The 18,450-nt window shown below is 70.8% G+C and carries 14 protein-coding genes and 1 riboswitch; of the genes, 4 read left to right on the top strand and 10 right to left on the bottom strand.

Annotation, left to right across the window (positions count from 1 at the left end):
* Positions 1-462: 462 nt before the first annotated feature.
* Positions 463-2,079 (bottom strand): DEAD/DEAH box helicase, encoded by a 1,617-nt coding sequence (locus ALA01S_RS08835; protein ID WP_066334895.1) that lies wholly within the window; start codon positions 2,077-2,079, stop codon positions 463-465.
* Positions 2,080-2,377: 298 nt separating this feature from the next.
* Here ALA01S_RS08835 and ettA point away from each other — a divergent pair, with 298 nt between their 5' ends.
* Positions 2,378-4,042, top strand: a complete 1,665-nt coding sequence (ettA, locus tag ALA01S_RS08830) for an energy-dependent translational throttle protein EttA (RefSeq protein WP_066334893.1) — start codon at positions 2,378-2,380, stop codon at positions 4,040-4,042.
* Between the two features lie 169 nt (positions 4,043-4,211).
* Positions 4,212-7,088, top strand: coding sequence for a zinc-dependent metalloprotease (locus tag ALA01S_RS08825; protein WP_084267357.1), 2,877 nt, complete (start codon positions 4,212-4,214; stop codon positions 7,086-7,088).
* Between the two features lie 98 nt (positions 7,089-7,186).
* On the opposite strand, the gene ALA01S_RS08820 is transcribed toward ALA01S_RS08825, so the two are convergent.
* The 8 genes from ALA01S_RS08820 to ALA01S_RS08785 form a co-directional block, all read right to left on the bottom strand.
* Positions 7,187-7,780, bottom strand: coding sequence for a hypothetical protein (locus ALA01S_RS08820; RefSeq protein WP_157118855.1), 594 nt, complete (start codon positions 7,778-7,780; stop codon positions 7,187-7,189).
* Between the two features lie 218 nt (positions 7,781-7,998).
* Positions 7,999-9,795, bottom strand: a complete 1,797-nt coding sequence (locus tag ALA01S_RS08815) for an aminopeptidase P family protein (protein ID WP_066334889.1) — start codon at positions 9,793-9,795, stop codon at positions 7,999-8,001.
* Between the two features lie 84 nt (positions 9,796-9,879).
* On the bottom strand, positions 9,880-10,458 hold the full coding sequence (locus tag ALA01S_RS08810; RefSeq protein ID WP_066334888.1) for a TMEM165/GDT1 family protein: 579 nt from the start codon (positions 10,456-10,458) through the stop codon (positions 9,880-9,882).
* Positions 10,459-10,468: 10 nt separating this feature from the next.
* Positions 10,469-10,667, bottom strand: a riboswitch (yybP-ykoY riboswitch).
* A 32-nt stretch (positions 10,668-10,699) separates the two neighbouring features.
* Positions 10,700-11,074, bottom strand: a complete 375-nt coding sequence (locus ALA01S_RS08805) for a YkgJ family cysteine cluster protein (protein ID WP_066334938.1) — start codon at positions 11,072-11,074, stop codon at positions 10,700-10,702.
* Between the two features lie 56 nt (positions 11,075-11,130).
* Positions 11,131-12,585 (bottom strand): serine/threonine protein kinase, encoded by a 1,455-nt coding sequence (locus tag ALA01S_RS08800; RefSeq protein WP_066334881.1) that lies wholly within the window; start codon positions 12,583-12,585, stop codon positions 11,131-11,133.
* Positions 12,575-13,318 (bottom strand): metallophosphoesterase family protein, encoded by a 744-nt coding sequence (locus ALA01S_RS08795; protein WP_066334875.1) that lies wholly within the window; start codon positions 13,316-13,318, stop codon positions 12,575-12,577. Before ALA01S_RS08795 ends, ALA01S_RS08800 begins: the two co-directional genes overlap by 11 nt.
* 101 nt (positions 13,319-13,419) lie before the next feature.
* Complete coding sequence (gene argF, locus ALA01S_RS08790) at positions 13,420-14,352, bottom strand: ornithine carbamoyltransferase (RefSeq protein WP_066334872.1); 933 nt, start codon at positions 14,350-14,352, stop codon at positions 13,420-13,422.
* Positions 14,349-15,548 (bottom strand): aspartate aminotransferase family protein, encoded by a 1,200-nt coding sequence (locus ALA01S_RS08785; RefSeq protein WP_066334869.1) that lies wholly within the window; start codon positions 15,546-15,548, stop codon positions 14,349-14,351. The genes argF and ALA01S_RS08785 overlap by 4 nt, the downstream gene beginning before the upstream one ends.
* A 245-nt stretch (positions 15,549-15,793) precedes the next feature.
* Between ALA01S_RS08785 and ALA01S_RS08780 the strand changes: the two genes are divergently transcribed.
* Positions 15,794-16,168 carry a DUF3579 domain-containing protein gene (locus ALA01S_RS08780; protein ID WP_066334858.1) on the top strand — a complete coding sequence of 125 codons (375 nt, stop codon included), beginning with the start codon at positions 15,794-15,796 and terminating at the stop codon, positions 16,166-16,168.
* A gap of 183 nt (positions 16,169-16,351) precedes the next feature.
* On the opposite strand, the gene rpsT is transcribed toward ALA01S_RS08780, so the two are convergent.
* Entirely contained in the window at positions 16,352-16,669 is a 318-nt protein-coding gene (gene rpsT / locus ALA01S_RS08775) for a 30S ribosomal protein S20 (RefSeq protein ID WP_066334856.1), read from the bottom strand.
* A 180-nt stretch (positions 16,670-16,849) separates the two neighbouring features.
* On the opposite strand from rpsT, the gene murJ reads away from it, so the two are divergent.
* A complete protein-coding gene (gene murJ, locus ALA01S_RS08770) occupies positions 16,850-18,421 on the top strand; it encodes a murein biosynthesis integral membrane protein MurJ (RefSeq protein WP_066334853.1) in 1,572 nt (523 codons plus the stop codon).
* Positions 18,422-18,450: the final 29 nt, after the last annotated feature.

Raw genomic sequence — 18,450 nt, 5'->3', positions numbered from 1 at the left:
GCGAAGGCGGGAATCCAGGCGGCCCCCAAGTCGGCCGCCAGCTCACAAGTCGGCGCCACAAGGCCAAAAACGCGTTGTTCCTGCGCTGTCCCTGCGCTCTGACGTTAGGGCCGCCTGGATTCCCGCCTTCGCGGGAATGACGGAATAGAGCGCGAAGCGTCGTTGCTGACGTGATGCCGAGTCCCCACAGGGTTCCCCGGACAGCAGTGCGCCTTCGCGGGAATGACGGAATAGAGGAGCGAAGCGTCGTTGCTGACGCGATGCCGAGTTCCCACCGTGTTCCCCGGACAGCAGCACGCCTTCGCGGGCATGACGTCGCAGGGGGCGAAGCGCCTTGGCTGACGGGAGGCCAAAGCACCCCAGCTTTCCCGAGCGCTCAATGCAAAACGTCGCCGAAGTGGCGACGTTTTCACTTTCATGGGCGGTCCGCGCCTTGCACGCGGGCCGCTGGCCTTGACGACCTCAGCGCTTGGGCTGCGTCAGCCGCGCGCCGCCGCCGGTGAGGGCGGAGCGGCGGGGCTCGTCGCGGCGCGGCTGTTGGGCCGACTGCGGCTGGGCCGCGCGCGGCGCGCTGGCCGGCGCAGAGCCATGCGGGCGATGCCCGCCATGCGGTGCCGCCGCGGCCGGACGGCCCTGGCCGCCGCCGTTGCCGCCACCCGCGGCCGGACGGCCGCTGCCCTGGCCCGCCGGACGGCCGCCACCCTGGCCCGCCGGACGGCCGCCACCCTGGCCCGCCGGACGACCGCTGCCTTGCGCAGCCGGACGCCCGCCGCCCTGGCCCGCAGGCCGGCCACCGCCGCTGTTGCCCGCGGCCGGACGGCCCTGGCCACCGCGGCCACCGCCGCCACCGGCCGGACGCGCACCGCGCCCGCCGGCACCGGCACCCACGCCGATGACCATGCGGCCCAGCACGATGGGCTCGGCCTTCTCGCCCGCCGGGGGCTCGAAGCCGGCCACCGTCTCGCGCGGAATGCTGCGCTTGATCAGCTTCTCGATGTCGCGCAGGAACAGCTCCTCGTCCGCGCACACCAGGCTCAGCGCCTCGCCCTGCGCGCCGGCACGGCCGGTGCGGCCGATGCGGTGCACGTAGTCCTCGGGCACGTTGGGCAGCTCGTAGTTGACGACGTGCGGGAGCTGGTCGATGTCGATGCCGCGCGCGGCGATGTCGGTGGCCACCAGCACCTGCAGCGTGCCGGCCTTGAACTCGGAAAGCGCCTTGGTGCGCGCACCCTGGCTCTTGTTGCCGTGGATGGCCATGGCGCTGATGCCGGCGTCGTTGAGGTACTCGGCCAGGCGGTTGGCGCCGTGCTTCATGCGCGTGAAGACGAGCACCTGGTGCCAGTCGCCCTGGCGGATGAGGTGCGCCAGCAGCCCCTTCTTGCCGTCGCGGCCCACGGGGTGGACCTTCTGCGCGATGGTGTCGGCCGTGGCGTTGCGGCGGGCCACTTCGATCAGCTCGGGCTTGTTGAGCAGCCGCTCGGCCAGCGCCTTGATGTCGTCGCTGAAGGTCGCGGAGAACAGCAGGCTCTGCTTCTGCGCCGGGACGATGGCCAGCACCTTCTTGATGTCGTGGATGAAGCCCATGTCCAGCATGCGGTCGGCTTCATCGAGCACGAAGATTTCGACCTTGCTCAGGTCCAGCGTGCCTTGCTGGTGGTGGTCCAGCAGGCGGCCCGGCGTGGCCACCAGGATGTCCACGCCACGCTTGAGGCGGTCGATCTGCGGCTGCATGCCCACGCCGCCGAACATCACCATGCTGGTCAGCTTGAGGTACTTGCCGTAGGTGCGCACGCTCTCTTCGACCTGGGCGGCCAGCTCGCGGGTGGGCGTCAGCACCAGCGCACGGATGGGCACGCGGCCGCGCGCGTCACGCACGGCGGGCTGCGACGCCAGGCGGTGCAGCATCGGGAGGGTGAAGCCGGCGGTCTTGCCGGTGCCGGTCTGGGCGCCGGCCAGCAGGTCCACGCCGCGCAGCACGGTGGGGATGGCCTGGGCCTGGATGGGGGTGGGCGTTTCGTAACCCTGCTCGCTGACGGCGCGCAGGATGGGCTCGGCCAGGCCGAGATCTTGGAAGTTCATGCAATGGGCCCCCGTGGGGGGCTCTGGGCGCGCCTGCTGCCGCTGCGTGTGCAGGGCACCAGTCGGAGGCGGCACTAAGGAAGAGTGTCCGAAACGACTGCGGCGCCATGACTGGAAGCGGCACCGCAAGCCTGTGATTGTAGTGAGCACCGAGCGGGCATCCTTCACGTGCTCGCCAATGGCGTTGAATACGGCCGGGTATGGCGCGAGCGGCGACAATGGAGGATTCGGCCGGCCGGTCTGCTTTGTGTGCGCGCGGCCATCCCTTACGACAGTCTCATCCAGCAAAGAAACGCCCATGGCCCAGTACGTGTTCACCATGAACCGCGTCACCAAGACGGTTCCCCCCAAGCGCCAGATCCTCAAGGAGGTCTCGCTGTCCTTCTTCCCCGGCGCCAAGATCGGCGTGCTGGGCCTCAACGGGTCGGGCAAGTCCACGCTGCTCAAGATCATGGCCGGCCTGGACAAGGAAATCGACGGTGAAGCCGTCCCCATGCCCGGCATCAAGATCGGCTACCTGCCCCAGGAACCGCTGATCGCGCCTGAGCTGACCGTGCGCGAGGCCGTGGAGCAGGGCATCGGCGGCGTGCTGGAAGCCAAGAAGCGCCTGGACGAGGTCTACGCCGCCTACGCCGAGCCGGACGCCGACTTCGACGCCCTGGCCGCCGAGCAAGGGGAGCTGGAAGCCATCATCGCCGCCGCCGGCAGCGAGAACACCGAGCACCTGCTGGAAGTCGCCGCCGACGCGCTGCGCCTGCCGCCCTGGGACGCCACCATCGGCAACCTCTCCGGCGGCGAAAAGCGCCGCGTCGCGCTGTGCCGCCTGCTGCTGTCCAAGCCCGACATGCTGCTGCTGGACGAGCCCACCAACCACTTGGACGCCGAATCGGTGGAATGGCTGGAGCAGTTCCTGCAGCGCTTCGGCGGCACCGTGGTGGCCATCACCCACGACCGCTACTTCCTGGACAACGCCGCCGAGTGGATCCTGGAGCTCGACCGCGGCCACGGCATCCCCTGGAAGGGCAACTACTCCGACTGGCTGGACCAGAAGGAAAAGCGCCTGGAGCAGGAGCAGAAGACCGAAGACGCCCGCATGAAGGCCATGAAGCAGGAGCTGGAGTGGGTGCGCAAGAACGCCAAGGGCCGCCAGGCCAAGAGCAAGGCGCGCCTGGCCCGCTTCGAGGAGCTGAGCGACGTCGAATACCAGAAGCGCAACGAGACCAACGAAATCTTCATCCCCGTGGCCGAGCGCCTGGGCAATGAAGTGATCGAGTTCAAGAACGTCTCGAAGTCCTTCGGCGACCGCGTGCTCATCGACAACCTGAGCTTCAAGGTCCCGGCCGGCGCCATCGTCGGCATCATCGGCCCCAACGGCGCGGGCAAGTCCACGCTGTTCCGGCTGATCCAGGGCGTGGAGCAGCCGGACGTGGGCGAAGTCTCCATCGGCAAGACCGCCAAGCTGGCTTTCGTGGACCAGAGCCGCGAAGGCCTGGCCGGCGACAAGACGGTGTGGGAAGACGTCTCCGGCGGCCTGGACAACATCGTGGTGGGCAAGTTCGTCATGCCCTCGCGCGCCTACATCGGTCGCTTCAACTTCAAGGGCAACGACCAGCAGAAGCTGGTCAAGAACCTCTCCGGCGGTGAGCGCGGCCGCCTGCACTTGGCCAAGACCCTGGCCCAGGGCGGCAACGTGCTGATGCTGGACGAACCGTCCAACGACCTCGACGTCGAAACCCTGCGCGCGCTGGAAGACGCGCTGCTGGAGTTCGCCGGCAGCGCCATGGTCATCAGCCACGACCGCTGGTTCCTGGACCGCATCTGCACCCACATCCTGGCCGCCGAAGGCGACAGCCAGTGGTACTTCTACGACGGCAACTACCAGGAGTACGAAGCCGACAAGAAGCGCCGCCTGGGTGAAGAGGGCGCCCGCCCGCACCGCCTGCGCTTCAAGGCCCTGAAGTAAGGCCGGCGGCCCGGGGCGCGCTGCGACGCGCCCCGTGGCGTGAACGAATCCGCGCCGCAGGGCGCAGCGATGCGGAACCCGCCCGGCCTGGGCAAAGTCCCAGACCATGTGCCCAAGCGGCCGCCCTGCGGCGGCCGCAGTCACTTTTCACCCCGCAGTGCCGCCCGCGATGTCGTTCCGCCGCTCCCCCCGCCGTTCCCCCTGCGGTTCTTCCCGCAGCGTCTCATCCCTGCGCGCCTGGCTGCCGCGCCTGGCCGCCCCGGCGCTGCTGCCGCTGCTGCTGGCGGGCTGCGCCTCGGTGCAGGTGCCCTCGTTCCTGCAGGGGCTCATCCCCTCGTCGTCCTCCTCGTCCAGCGAGCTCACGCCCAAGCCGCCCGGCGCGCCGCTGCCCGCCGCGGCCGCCACGCCGCCCGGCGGGCTGCAGCCCTTTGCCAGCGTCATCCGCGGCGCCAAGCGCACGGAGGGCTTCATCACCCTGTGGCAGAAGGACGAGAAGGTCTGGCTGGAGCTGGACCCCGAGGATTTCAACCGCCCCTTCTTCCTCTCGCCCAAGATCGCCCAGGGCATAGGCGAGGGCGGCGTGTTGGGCGGCACCATGGTGCAGCGCAACGGCAAGGTGGGGCGGGCGCAGGTCGTGGAGTTCCGCCGCGTGCACAACCAGGTGCAGATGGTGGCGACCAACCCCGAGTACGTCGCCCGCCCCGGCACGCCGCAGGCGCGCGCGGTGGAGGCCGGCTTCGCGCAAAGCCTGCTGGCCAGCTCCAGCGTCGCCAGCCAGCCGCACCCCGAGCGCAAGAGCGTGCTGGTGGAGGCCAACCCGCTGTTCCTGGTGGACCTGCTGGGCCTGTCGCAGTCGCTGCAGCGCGCGTACCGCCAGGGCTACGCGCTGGACGGGCGGCACACGAGCTTCACCAGCGTGCGCGCCACGGCCGACCAGGTGGTGTTCAACGTGCAGGCGCACTACGCCACCGCCACCATCGCCGTGCCGCAACCCGGCTCGCCGCCGGGCGCGCCGCAGCCCAGCGCGCCGGACACGCTGCCGGACGCGCGCAGCATGTTCGTGGGCCTGTACTACTCGCTGGCCAAGCTGCCGGAGCAGCCCATGGCGCCGCGCAAGGCCGACCCGCGCATCGGCCACTTCACCACCGTGGTCCAGGACTTCAGCGACGACCTGGCGCGCACGCCCAAGCAGCGCTTCGTCAACCGCTGGCGGCTGGAGAAGCAGGACCCGGCCGCGCCGCTGTCCGAGCCGGTGAAACCCATCACCTTCTGGCTGGACCGCACCATTCCCGAGAAGTACCGCGAGGCCATCTCGCGGGGCATCCTGGCCTGGAACGCCGCCTTCGAGCCCCTGGGCTTCAAGAACGCCATCCGCGTGCAGGTGCAGCCCGCCGGGGCGGACTTCGACACCTTCGACGTGGGCATGCCCTCGGTGCGCTGGATGACCAACGCCGAGGCCAGCTTCGGCGCCATAGGCCCCAGCCAGGTGGACCCGCGCACCGGCGAGATCCTGGACGCGGACATCAGCTTCGAGAGCCTGTCCTCGCGCGCCATACGCAACCTGCGCTCGCAGGTGCTGGGCGCCAAGCTGATGCAGGACTGGCCCGCGCTCATGCAGTCCGGCCCCGGCGCCGACGCGCAGATGGCCGCCTCGCCGCGCGAGGCCGCGGGCGGCGTGCAGACGGCGCTGTCGCAGGCCTCAGGCGAGAGCTGCCACTACGCCGAGGCCGCGGCCGAGCAGCTCGGCTATGCGCTGGACGTGATGGAGGCCCGCGGCGAGCTGGACCCGTCCAGCCCCGAGGCGCAGCAGTTCGTCCTGGACTACCTCACCGACACCACCATGCACGAGGTCGGCCACACGCTTGGGCTGCGCCACAACTTCCGCGCCTCGCGCCTGTACAGCGACGCGCAGCTCTCCGACCCCGACTTCACGCACAGCCACGCGCTTACCGGCTCGGTGATGGAGTACGCGCCCATCAACCTGCCGCGCAACGGCCAGAAGGGCGGCACGCCCTTCCAGACGCGGCTCGGTCCCTACGACTACTGGGCGATCGAGTACGCCTACAAGACCTTCCCGCCGGGCACGCCGGCCCAGGACGAGGCGGCGGCGCTGGCGCGCATTGCCGCGCGCAGCAGCGAGCCGGCGCTGAGCTTCGGCACGGACGAGGACAACTACCTGGGCGTCGATCCCGAGACGCTGATGTTCGATCTCAGCGCCGACGTGCTGGAGTTCGCGCGCAAGCGCATGGACATCGCGCGCGAGCTGCTGCAGCGGCTGGAGACGCGAGCGCTCAAGGCCGACGAGGACTACGCCGTGCTGCGCCGCAGCGTGGTCTACGCCGTGCGCGACGCGGGCCGCGCCGCCGGCCTGGCCGCGCGCCAGATTGGCGGCGTGCGCACGCTGCGCGACTTCCCCGGCAGCGGCCGCGACCCGCTGCAGCCCGTGGCGCCGGCCACGCAGCGCGCGGCGCTGGAGCTGCTGGCCTCGCAGGTGCTGTCGCCGGACGGTCTGAAACTCTCGCCCGCGCTGCAGCGCCGCCTGGCGCCGGACTTCCAGGAGCGCGGCGAGGCGCTCAGCGCGGGCGCGGGCTCGGTATCCACCGACTTCTCCGTGGCACCCATGCTCACCGGCATGCAGCGCGCGCTGCTGGCGCAGCTCATGAGCGACGACGTGGCGCAGCGGCTGCTGGACAGCGAGGGCAAGTTCGCCCGCGCGCAGGACGCGTTTCACCTGTCCGAGCTGTACGGCCGGCTCACGCGCGAGGTGTGGCGCGAGCTGTCCACGCGCGGCGACATCCCCGCCGCGCGGCGCGAGCTGCAGCGCGAGCACGTCAACCGCCTGGCGCAGATGCTGCTGCGGCCGCAGTCGCTCTCGCGGGCCGACGCGCGCTCGCTGCTGCGCGCTGAGGCGCAGGCGCTGCTGCCGCGCCTGCAGGCCGCGGCCAAGCGCGGGGACCTCAGCGCCGAGGCGAGGGCGCATCTGCTCGACAGCGCGGACACGCTGTCGGCGGCGCTGTCGGCGCGGCTGGAGCGGGCGGGGGCTTGAGCGGGCGGGTCTCGCCCGGCTGGCGTTCGGCCCGCAAGCGGGCCTCCTACAAGGCGTACTGCGGCGCCCGTCGGTGGCGCGCGGGGCGCCCCCAGCCCTCAGAACTGCATGCGGTAATAAAGCATGGGCCCGCCGCGGCGCACGCGCATGGAGAGCTTGGAATCGGCGCCCAACTGCACGCCCAGGGCGCCCAGCTCGCCCAATGAAGCCGAGCTGCGCGGGCTGGTGAACTGCAGCTCGATGCGGGTTTGCAGCGCCGCTTCGTCCTGGGCCTCCGGCGAGGCGGCGGCGCCGTTGGCGGTGATGCGGCGCCAGGCCGAGAGGTCCAGCCGCTGGTTGCCTTCCAGCCGCGAGCGCCAGCGCACGCCGACTTCCGGCCGCGGCGGGTTCAGCCCATCGCGGCTGGCGCCCAAGGACATGCCCCAGGCGCTGTCGCCCTGCGCCGCCCAACGCACCACTTCCAGCCGGCGGTGCTCGGACTGCTCGCCTTGCTGCGGCACGCTCGTGCTGCCCAGCGTGTAGGTGACGGCGGCCACCCGGGTGCGCTCCTGGGCCTGCGCGCCGCAGGCGGCGGCCAGCAGCGTGATGAGCAAAGCCGCCGGCAGCGCGGCCGGCAGGCACTCCGGACGTCGCAGCCTGCAGGGCTGGCGGCCGGAGGTACAGCAACGTGGTTCAGGCGACAGGTGGTCCATGCGGCATGCCCTCGAAGCTCCACACCAGTGTGGGCCCCCTTTCGGGTGAGGCCAATGGGGCAGCGCCTGTTCCCGCCGCGGTGTCGGTAGTTCTTCCTTCCCCCAACTGGGGGAGGCCGCCGGCCGCCTTCGCCCAAGCAAGACGGCCGCCGGTGAGGGCGGCCGTCGGCGTTGGCGAGCGCTCATGGCGGGCCGCCGAGGCGGCCGGCGCGGCAGGCTCAGATCGGCTCGGTGCGCTTCATCAGCCAGGCCAGGGCGTCGCCCTCGACGCGCGGCGCCAGGCGTTCGCGCACGGTGGCGTGGTAGGCGTTGATCCACGCCCGCTCGTCCGGACGCAGCAGGCCCATGTCCATGCAGCGCGTGTCCATGGGGCACAGCGTGAGCGTCTCGAACTCCAGCATCTCGCCGAAGGCGCCGTCCTCGGCCGTCTGCGCCGCGACGTTGAGCACCAGGTTCTCGATGCGCACGCCCCAGCGGCCGCTGCGGTACACGCCGGGCTCGATGGAGGTGATCATCCCCGGCTCCATGGCCATGCTGGCGTCCGGCATGGCCTTGCTGATGCTTTGCGGCCCCTCGTGCACGTTGAGGAAGTAGCCCACGCCGTGGCCCGTGCCGTGGCCGAACTCGATGCCCTCGGCCCACAGCGGCGCGCGGGCGATGGCGTCCAGCATGGGGCTGAGCGTGCCGCGCGGAAAGCGCGTGCGCGACAGCGCCAGGGTCCCCTTGAGCACCAGCGTGTAGTCGCGCTTCATGGCCGCCGAGGGCGTCCCTATGGCCCACACGCGCGTGATGTCGGTGGTGCCGCCCAGGTACTGGCCGCCGGAGTCGATGAGCAACAGCCCGTCGCCTTCGATGGCGGCGTGCAGCTCCGCCGTGGCCCGGTAGTGCGGCATGGCGCCGTTGGCGTTGAAGCCGGCGATCACCGGGAAGCTCAGGCCCACGAAGTTGGCGCGGCGCGCGCGCTCGGCGCTGAGCCACTCGTCCACCGTCAGCTCGGTCAGCCGCTCGCCGCGCGCCAGCGCCGCTTCGAAGCGGGCGTAGAAGGCGCACATGGCGGCGCCGTCCTCGGCCATGGCCTCGCGCACGTGCGCCGCTTCCTCGGCCGTCTTGCGGCTCTTGAGCAGGGTGCTGGGGTTGATGGCTTCCACCACCTCGCAGCGCAGTTGCTCGCGGAAGGCCAGCGTCACGCGCTTGGGGTCCAGCAGCAGCACGGCGTCGGCCGCAACGCCGGCCAGCGCGGCGGCGGCGTCGGCGTAGGGCGCCAGGTGCACGCCGTCGGCTTGCAGCCGCTCGCGCAAGGCGTTGCTCACCTTGCCTTCGCCCACGAAGAGCGTGGCGCGCTGCGCGTCCAGCAGCAGATGGGCGAGGAAGACGGGGTTGTAGTCCACGTCCGCGCCGCGCAGGTTGAGCAGCCAGGCCACGTCGTCCACGCTGGAGATGAAGTGCAAGGCCGCGCCGCGCCGCGCCATGGCCTGGCGCACCTGCGCGAGCTTGTCGGCGCGCGGCACGGTGGCGTGCGGCGCGGCGTGCTCGTACACGGGCGCGGCGGGCAATGCCGGGCGGTCCGGCCAGATGTCGGCCAGCACGTCGGCGTCGGTGCGCAGCCCGATGCCCAGGGGCTCCAGCGCCCCGCGCAGCGCCTGCGCCGTGGCCAGGCCCAGCACGCTGCCGTCGGCCGCCAGCGTGGCGCCGCGCGGCAGCACGCGCGCAAGCCACTCGGCCACGTGCGAGATGGCACCGGTGGGGATCTTCACCAGCTCTATGCCGCTGCCGGCGAGCTCGCGCTCGGCCTGGTCCCAATAGCGGCTGTCGGCAAAGAGCGCCGCGGCGTCGGCGGCCACCACCAGCGTGCCCATGGAGCCGGTGAAGCCGGAGAGCCACTGCCGGCCCTGCCAGCGCTCGGGCAGGTACTCGGAGAGGTGCGGGTCGCTGGAGGGGACGAGCAGCGCGTCCAGCGTGCGCTGCCGCAGCGCCTGGCGCAGGCGCTGCAGGCGGGAAACGGCGAGATGGTCCATGGGCGTCCTTCTTGGTCTGTCCACAGCGATTGTGACCACGGCGCCGCGGACCCGCGGCGCAGCGTGGCGATCGGCGGGTGCCGCTCAGGACAGCGACAGCGCCGCATCCAGCCGCAGCAGCACGGCCAGGCCCAGCAGGGCGAAGATGATGGCGGCGATGCGGTGAATGGCCGCGATGGGCAGCTTGCGCGTGGCGCGCTCGCCCAGCAGCACTGCGGGGACGTTGGCGATCATCATGCCCAGCGTGGTGCCCGCCACCACGGCGAAGAAGGCGTCGAACTGCGCGGCCAGCGCCACGGTGGCGATCTGCGTCTTGTCGCCCATCTCGGCCAGGAAGAAGGCCACCAGCGTGGTGCCGAAGACGCCGAAGTGGCCGCGCGGCTTGTCGTCCTCGTCGAGCTTGTCGGGGATGAGCATCCAGCCCGCCATGGCGATGAAGGACAGGCCCAGGATCCAGCGCATCACGTCCGGGCCCAGCCACTCGGTGATCCACGTGCCCAGCGCGCCCGCGCCGGCATGGTTGAAGAGGGTGGCCACCAGGATGCCCAGGATGATGGGCACGGGACGCTTGAAGCGCGCGGCCAGCAGCAGCGACAGCAACTGCGTCTTGTCGCCCATTTCGGCCAGGGCCACGATGCCGGTGGAGATGAGGAAGGCTTCCAAAACAAGGTTCTCCGGCCGGCAAGTGCACACCATTGACCGAGCGCCTCCCCGGCCATGTCCGGAGGCACATCGGTCAAAGGTCTCGCCAAGCTGAAACGAACCACCTGCGCCATGTCCGCTCCAAGGCGGTCAAGTCTGTTGACGCAGGTCCCTCTCGCTGAGTGTCCAGGGCTGGACTCGGAGGGCGGCTACTCCCCAATGACAGCCGGCATTCTAACCGGGCCGCCGATGGCCTCTTTTTTCAGGCCGGCGCAAGTGGTGGCAACCCGTGGCGCAGCCGCGCGCGGGTGCAGGCGTCGTCGGGCAGGCCCAGCGGCGCCAGCATGCCGAACTCGCGGCAGGGCGACGGGCGCCACTCGTGGATGCCGCAACGAACCTTCTGGCCCACCTTGCCGTACAGGGCCGCGCAGCGCGGCTGCGCGTGGTCCGTGCCGCGCATGCGGCAGGTGCTGTCGTTGACGTCCACCGCCAAGCCGTCCGGCACGTGGCCGCCCTCGCTGGACAGCTCGTCGCGCGCGAAATCGACGCGGAAGCTCGCGCAGCAGGCGCCACAGGCCGTGCAGGCGTTGGCGTCCTGGGAAGCTTGGGAGGAGGCGGGGGCGGTGGGACTGCTCATGGCGCGCATGGTGCCGCAGCGGCGGCGGGCGGGTCAGCGCGCCAGCGTGCGCCGCGTCACGTTTGCGGCGCGCTTGCGCGCACGACGGTGACCGTGCACTCGCTTTGCGCCACGACCTGGGACGAGACGCTACCCAGGTAGCGGCGCAGCGCGGAGTTGCCGCGCGCGCCCATGACGATGTGGTCCACCTGCGTGCGCTGGGCGAAGTCGATGATGGCCGCGGCCGGGTCCGGCGCCTCCAGCACGTGGAAGGTCAACCTGCCGTGGCCCAGGTCCAGCGCCTGCGAGATGGGGCGGGCCCAGTGCTTCAAGCCCACGAGCTGGCGCACGTGGTGGCTGCGGCCCTGCTCATCGACCAGCTCGTCCATGCCGATGCGCGCGGTGCGCATGACGCTCACGCAGGCCAGCCGCGCGCCGGGTTCGGTGGAGAGGATGCGGCGCACCGTCTCGCGCAACTGCTCCAGCAGCGCCTCGCCGGCGTTGTCCACGTCCACCGCGGCCATGACGATGGGCGTGCGCGCCACCTGCTCGCCCGCGCTCACCGTGGCGCGCGGCTCGCTGCCCACCGAGGCCAGCCAGCGCCGCAGCGTGCGCCAGCGCCCGGCCGTGGCCGCCTTGTGCGCGCGCTCGGTGAGCTCTATCTGGGCGGGCTCCTGCAGCGCCAGCGCGAGCTGCGCGGCGCTGGGCCAGCGCTTGTCGGGGTCCACCTCCAGGCAGCGCAGGATGACCTCCTGCAGCCACGGCGGCATGTCCGCTCGCAGCGTGCGCGGCGGCGTGGGCTCGGTGTAGAGCCGCCGGCGCAGCCCGGCGACGCTGGTGGGCTGGCCGAAGGGACGCTCGCCGGTGGCGAAGTGGTAGAGCATCACGCCCAGCGCGAAGAGGTCGCTGCGCGGGTCGTTGCGCACGAACTGGACCTGCTCCGGCGACATGTAGGGCCCCGTGCCTATGGGCAGCGTGAACTCCTCGTCCAGCAGATCCGGCAGGTGGTCGTGGCGCGAGAGGCCGTAGTCCACCAGCACGGCGCTGCCGTCGGGGCGGAAGAGGATGTTGCTGGGCTTCACGTCCAGGTGGACGACGTGCTGGCGGTGCAGGTCGTGCAGGGCGGTAGCCACGCGTGCGCCCAGGTCCAGCACCTCGCGCAGCGGCAGCGGGGCGGCATCCAGTCGCGGGCGCAACGAGTGGCCGGAGATGAGCTCCATGACGATGTAGGGCTGGCGCGCGAAGTCGCCCTTGGCGATGAAGCGCGGCACGTGCACGCCCGCCAGCATGGGCATGATCATCATCTCGACCTCGAAGCCGACGATGGTGGCCGGGTCCTCGCCGCCCTTGATGCGCGGCACCTTCATGATCAGCGGGAGCTGGTGCGCCGGGTGCGTGACGCGCCAGAGGTGGGCCATGCCGCCCTGGTGCAGGTGCTCCTGCAGCGTGAAGCCGTCTATGACGCGGCCCGCGCGCAGCGGGGCGTGGTGCGCGTCCTCGTGTGGCGCAGCGGGCTGTGCCTCAGCGTCCATCGTGCAGGCGCTGCGCGAACTCCGGCGGCAGCCCGGCGGCCAGGATCTTCTTCGCCGCGGCGTCGTGGTCGTAGGGCACGCGGTGGAAGGTGAGGGTCATGGCCTCGTCGTCGAACATGGCGTAGGCGGCGGCCGGGTTGCCGTCGCGCGGCTGCCCGCAGGCGCCGGGAATGGCCAGCCACTGCCGGTGCGGCAGCACGGGAATGGGCACGCCCGGCACGGGCGCGAAGTCGCCGGCTTTGCCCGTGCCCGACAGGTGGTAGAGCATGGGCAGATGCATGTGGCCGCAGAAGACGTGGCGTGCGGGCGTGGCCTGCAGGCTTTGCACGGCCTCGGCGCGGCTGAGCACGTATTCCCATTCGGCCGGCGCGTGGGCGTTGGCGTGGACGAAGAGGCAGGTGCCGTGCTCGCGCGTGAGCGGCAGGGCGGCCAGGAAGCTCAGTTGCGCCGGCGCCAGTTGCGTGCGCGTCCATTCCACCGCCAGCCGCGCCGTGGGCCGCATGGTGGGCTGCGCGCCGCGCACGGTGGCCGCGTCGTGGTTGCCCATCACGGCAAAGGCACCCTGTTCCACGAGGGCGCGCGCCTGGTCCAGCACCCAGCCCGGGTCGGCGCCGTAGCCCACGAAGTCGCCCAGCAGCGCGAACTGCTGCGCGCCGTGGCCGCGGGCGTGGGCGAGCACTTCCTCCAGCGCCTCGCGGTTGGCGTGCAGGTCGGTGATCAGGGCGAGTTTCATCGGGCTGGAAGCAAAGGCGGGGGCTGCGCATGCTGCACGCCCCGGCTTACCCGACGCTGCCGCCCGCCTTCGCGGCTGCGGCAGCGCAAGGCGCGGCGGCGTCAGCCTATGCGGCCGAGCAGCAGGTACTCCATGAGCGCCTTTTGCACGTGCATGCGGTTCTCGGCCTCGTCCCAGACGACGGATTGGGGCCCGTCGATGACCTCGGCCGTCACCTCCTCGCCGCGGTGGGCGGGCAGGCAGTGCATGAACACGGCGTCGGGCTGGGCCACGGCCATCATGTCGGTGTCCACGCACCAGTCGGCGAAAGCCAGCTTGCGCTTCTCGTTCTCGGCCTCGTAGCCCATGCTGGTCCACACGTCGGTGGTCACCAGGTCGGCGTTGCGGCAGGCCTCGCGCGGGTCGGCGAAGACCTTGTAGCAGTTGGCGTTCTTGATGCCGGCCACGGCGGCGTCGATCTCGTAGCCGCTGGGCGTGCTCACGTGCACCGTGAAGCCCAGCACTTCCGCCGCCTGCAGCCAGGTGTTGGCCATGTTGTTGCCGTCGCCGACCCAGGCCACGGTCTTCCCCGCAATGGAGCCGCGGTGCTCGATGAAGGTGAAGATGTCGGCCAGGATCTGGCAGGGGTGGTACTCGTTGGTGAGGCCGTTGATGACGGGCACGCGCGAGTGCGCCGCGAAGGCTTCGAGCTTGGACTGCTCGAAGGTGCGGATCATCACCAGGTCCACCATGCGGCTGATGACGCGGGCGCTGTCCTCGATGGGCTCGGCGCGGCCGAGCTGGCTGTCGCCGGTGGTCAGGTGCACCACCGAGCCGCCCATCTGGTACATGCCGGCCTCGAAGCTCACGCGGGTGCGGGTGCTGGCCTTCTCGAAGATCATGGCCAGCGTGCGGTCCGCCAGCGGCTGGTACTTCTCGTAGTTCTTGAACCGCTTCTTGATGATGGCGGTGCGCTCCAGGAGGTAGGCGTACTCCTCGGCGCGCAAGTCCTTGAACTGCAGGTAGTGCTTCATCAGGCTCATTCCGGGCTTCATGGCGCGGTGGTTTCTGCGACGAACTGCGCGATCAGCGGGCACAGGATCGAAACGATCTCGTCGGCTTCGGCGCGGGTGAGGATCAGCGGCGGCACCAGGCGCACCACGCGGTCGGCGGTGACGCTCAGCAGCAGGCCGGCCTGGGCGGCGCGGCCCAGCAGCTCGCCGCAGGGGCGGTCCAGCTCGATGCCCAGCATCAGGCCCTGGCCGCGGATCTCGACCACGGCGGCGTTGCCCGCGAGCTCGCGCTCCAGCGCGGCGCGCAGGTGGGCGCCGACCTCGGCCGCGTTCTGCAGCAGGCCGTCCTCTTCCATGATGGTCAGCGTCTCCAGGCCGGCACGCATGGCCAGCGGGTTGCCGCCGAAGGTGGTGCCGTGGTTGCCGGGCTGGAACACGTTGGCCGCACGCGGGCCGCACACCACCGCGCCGATGGGCACGCCGGAGCCCAGGCCCTTGGCCAGCGGCATCACGTCAGGCTGGATGCCGGCCCACTGGTGCGCGAACCACTTGCCGGTGCGGCCGATGCCGCACTGCACCTCGTCGAGCATGAGCAGCCACTCGCGCTCGTCGCACAGCTTGCGCAGGCCCTGCAGGTATTCCCAGCGCGCGGGGTTGATGCCGCCTTCGCCCTGGATGGTCTCCAGGAACACCGCGACCACGTTGGGGCGGGTGCGTGCCACTTCCTCGACGGCGGCCAAGTCGTTGAGCGGAATGCGAACAAAACCTTCCACCAGCGGGCCGAAGCCGGCCTGGACCTTGGTGTTGCCCGTGGCCGACAGCGTGGCGATGGAGCGGCCGTGGAAGGACTTCTCGTAGACGATGACCTCGGGGAACTCGATGCCGCGGTCATGGCCGTACTTGCGCGCGATCTTGATCGCGGCCTCGTTGGCTTCCAGGCCGGAGTTGCAGAAGAAGGCGTTGGTCAGCCCGGAAAGCGCCACCAGCTTGGCGCCGAGCTGCTCCTGCAGCGGCACGCGGTAGTAGTTGGAGCAGTGGATGAGCTTGGCGATCTGGTCCTGCAGCGCCGGCACCAGCTTGGGATGGGCGTGGCCCAGCGTGTTGACGGCGATGCCGCCCAGGCCATCGAGGTATTGCTTGCCGTCGGTGTCCCACACCCTGCAGCCCCGGCCGTGCGACAGCGCAAAGGGCAGGCGGCCGTAGGTGTTCATCAGGGGCGACGGGGAAGTGGCGTTCATCGGTGGGGGGCTCCGCACAAAAAAACCGAAGCCGGGCATGTCTTGCGCGACATGGGCCGGCCAAGCCCGGGATTCTATGCCGCGCTTGCGGGATGGCTTGTTTCGGCCAAAGCGCACATTGCGCTGCAGGTCGGCCGTGAGCTGTTAGGGGCGTCAGGCCGGGGAAACCCGTATGGAGGCACAATGTCGCCCGCTTTGCGCGGCCACCGGGCCGGCTCTCCCATCGAACTCCACCCCCCGTTCGCATGTCCAAACCCCGAGAAGTTTTTATCCAGGGGATCACTCTCCAAGGTCGCACCTTCAGGCCCAGCGACTGGGCCGAGCGGCTGGCGGGTGCCATGTCCTCCTTCCGACCCGGCGGCGCGCGCACCGGCCCGGGCGCGCACATCGGCTACTCGCCGCTGTGCGTGCCGCGCGTGATCAACGGCGTCAAGTGCGTGATCGTGAGCGAGGCGCTCAAGGACGTGGACGTGCGCGCCTGGGACTTCGTCATGAACTTCGCGCGCGACAACGAGCTGCAGGTGGCCGAGGCCTGCTTGCTGCCGGACAAGCCGGCCGCCGCGGCACAGCCGCAGCAAAGCCCCGCCAAGCCCGCCGAGAAGGCGGACGCGGTCAAGTAAGTCTGTTCAGCGGAAGGTGGCGCGCGCAACCGAAAGGCGCGCTGCCGACGCGACGGCTTCAGCCGTCCTGCCATCGCGGCAGGGGGTCGCGATGCCCGTGCGAGCCGACGCTCAAGCAGCGGGCGGCCATGAAAAAAGGCCCGCGCTGCGGGCCTTTTTCATATCCCCCTGGGAACCGCCTTGTCAGGCAGCAGCAGCGGAGGAAGCCAGCGACAGGGCCTTGACCTTGGCGGCCAGGCGGCTCTTCTGGCGGGCGGCCTTGTTCTTGTGGAAGATGCCCTTGTCGGCGACGGAGTCGATCACGCTTTGGGCGGCCTTGAACACGTCGGTGGCCTTGGCGGCATCACCGGCGGCAACGGCCTTCTGCACGCTCTTGATGGCGGTGCGGAACTTCGAACGCAGCGCGGTGTTGGCGGCGTTCAGCTTCACGTCCTGGCGAGCGCGCTTGCGGCCAGACGCGATGCGGACGGTTTTCTTCTTGGCTTTGGAAGAGGTAGCCATGCTGGTGTGGTGGGTCCAGGGTGGAAAGCCGGCGAGTATAGCATTCCGAAGTTGATGGGCGAAAGCCTGGTCCGAGCCGCGCGGGTGGTCTTCCTATAATCGCCGGCTCTTCGCCGCTATTGCCGTGTCCTTTTGCCGCGCGGGCTTCATGCCCAAAGCGCGCGCACCGCGGCCCGCCTCATGAACCTGCTCAAGGCCGCGTCCACCGTCTCCCTGCTCACGCTCGCCTCGCGCATCACGGGGCTGGTGCGCGACCTGCTGCAGGCCTCGGTCTTCGGCGCCAGTGCGCTCACCGACGCCTTCAACGTCGCCTTTCGCATTCCCAATCTGCTGCGCCGCCTGGTGGGCGAGGGCGCCTTCTCGCAGGCTTTCGTCCCGCTGCTGGCGGCCTCGCATGCGCGCGACGGCGACGAGGCCACGCAGCGCCTCATCAATGCCGTGGCCACGATGCTGCTGTGGACGCTGGTGGTGATCTGCACCATCGGCATCGTGGGCGCGCCGCTGCTGGTGTGGCTCATGGGCGAGGGCCTGCGCGACAGCGGCGGCTACGACCACGCCGTGGTGATGACGCGCTGGATGTTCCCCTACATCGCCTGCATGTCGCTGGTGGCGCTGGCCGCGGGCATCCTCAACACCTGGCGGCGCTTCATGGTGCCGGCGGCCACGCCGGTGCTGCTCAACCTGGCCTGGATCGTCGCGCTCATGCTGGGCGTGCCGCTGTTCGAGCGGCTGGGCATCGAGCCCATCTACGCGCTGGCCGCCGGCGTGATGGTGGGCGGCGTGCTGCAACTGGCCGTGCAGGTGCCGGCGCTGCGGCGCATCAACGCCATGCCGCGCTTCAGCCTCAGCTGGCGCGGCGTGCGCGCGGCCTGGACCCACGAGGGCGTGCACGACGTGCTGCGCAAGATGGCCCCGGCGCTCTTGGGCGTGTCGGTGGCGCAGATCTCGCAGCTCATCAACACGCAGATCGCCTCCCAGCTCGGCGCGGGCGCGGTCTCGCTGCTGACCTACGCCGACCGGCTGATGGAATTCCCCACCGCGCTGCTGGGCGTGGCGCTGGGCGTGGTGCTCACGCCGCAGCTCTCGGCCGCGCACGCGCGCAAGGACGAAGCCGCCTACTCCGGCATGCTGGAGTGGGGCCTGCGCCAGTTGCTGCTGGTGGCCATGCCCTGCGCGCTGGCGCTGCTGGTCTTTGCCGAGCCGCTGGTGGCCACGCTCTACCAGCGCGGCGCCTTCGCCGCCGACGCGGACAACCTGCGCGGCGCTGCGCTGGCGGTGGTGGGCTATGGCGTTGGGCTGATCGGCATCGTCTCCATACGCATCCTGGCTCCGGGCTACTACGCCCGGCAGGACACGCGCACGCCGGTGCGCGTGGCCGTGGCCGTGCTCGTCCTCACGCAGCTCTTCAACCTCGTGTTCGTGTTCGGCGGGGGGCTGGGCATCGCGGGGCTGGCGCTCTCCACCAGCCTCGGGGCGCTGGTCAACGCCGGCACGCTGCTGTTCCTGCTGTGGCGCCGGGGCCTGTGGCGGCCGGGGCCGGGCTGGGTCCGCTACCTGATGCAGCTGCTGGCCGCCAGCGCGGCCATGGGCGCGGGCCTGTCCTGGCTCAACGACCACCTGGACTGGGCCCACATGCGCGAGCTGGTGCGCATCGCCTGCATGGCCGCGGCCATGGTGGGGGCGGGCGTCATCTACTTCGGCACGCTGATGCTTTCCGGCCTCAAGCCCAAGCAGTTGCTGCGCCGGGGCTGAGCGCGTGGGCCTACACTGCCTCTCATGAG

The organism is Azohydromonas lata NBRC 102462 (assembly GCF_001571085.1).
Classification (GTDB): domain Bacteria; phylum Pseudomonadota; class Gammaproteobacteria; order Burkholderiales; family Burkholderiaceae_C; genus Azohydromonas; species Azohydromonas lata.
This window is presented reverse-complemented; position numbering and strand designations above follow the sequence as displayed.

Coding starts and splice junctions, on each gene's coding strand:
- ALA01S_RS08835 (WP_066334895.1), bottom strand. CDS start 2,079: ATGAACTTCCAAGATCTCGGCCTGGCCGAGCCCATCCTGCGCGCCGTC.
- ettA (WP_066334893.1), top strand. CDS start 2,378: ATGGCCCAGTACGTGTTCACCATGAACCGCGTCACCAAGACGGTTCCC.
- ALA01S_RS08825 (WP_084267357.1), top strand. CDS start 4,212: ATGTCGTTCCGCCGCTCCCCCCGCCGTTCCCCCTGCGGTTCTTCCCGC.
- ALA01S_RS08820 (WP_157118855.1), bottom strand. CDS start 7,780: ATGGACCACCTGTCGCCTGAACCACGTTGCTGTACCTCCGGCCGCCAG.
- ALA01S_RS08815 (WP_066334889.1), bottom strand. CDS start 9,795: ATGGACCATCTCGCCGTTTCCCGCCTGCAGCGCCTGCGCCAGGCGCTG.
- ALA01S_RS08805 (WP_066334938.1), bottom strand. CDS start 11,074: ATGAGCAGTCCCACCGCCCCCGCCTCCTCCCAAGCTTCCCAGGACGCC.
- ALA01S_RS08800 (WP_066334881.1), bottom strand. CDS start 12,585: ATGGACGCTGAGGCACAGCCCGCTGCGCCACACGAGGACGCGCACCAC.
- ALA01S_RS08795 (WP_066334875.1), bottom strand. CDS start 13,318: ATGAAACTCGCCCTGATCACCGACCTGCACGCCAACCGCGAGGCGCTG.
- argF (WP_066334872.1), bottom strand. CDS start 14,352: ATGAAGCCCGGAATGAGCCTGATGAAGCACTACCTGCAGTTCAAGGAC.
- ALA01S_RS08785 (WP_066334869.1), bottom strand. CDS start 15,548: ATGAACGCCACTTCCCCGTCGCCCCTGATGAACACCTACGGCCGCCTG.
- ALA01S_RS08780 (WP_066334858.1), top strand. CDS start 15,794: ATGTCCAAACCCCGAGAAGTTTTTATCCAGGGGATCACTCTCCAAGGT.
- rpsT (WP_066334856.1), bottom strand. CDS start 16,669: ATGGCTACCTCTTCCAAAGCCAAGAAGAAAACCGTCCGCATCGCGTCT.
- murJ (WP_066334853.1), top strand. CDS start 16,850: ATGAACCTGCTCAAGGCCGCGTCCACCGTCTCCCTGCTCACGCTCGCC.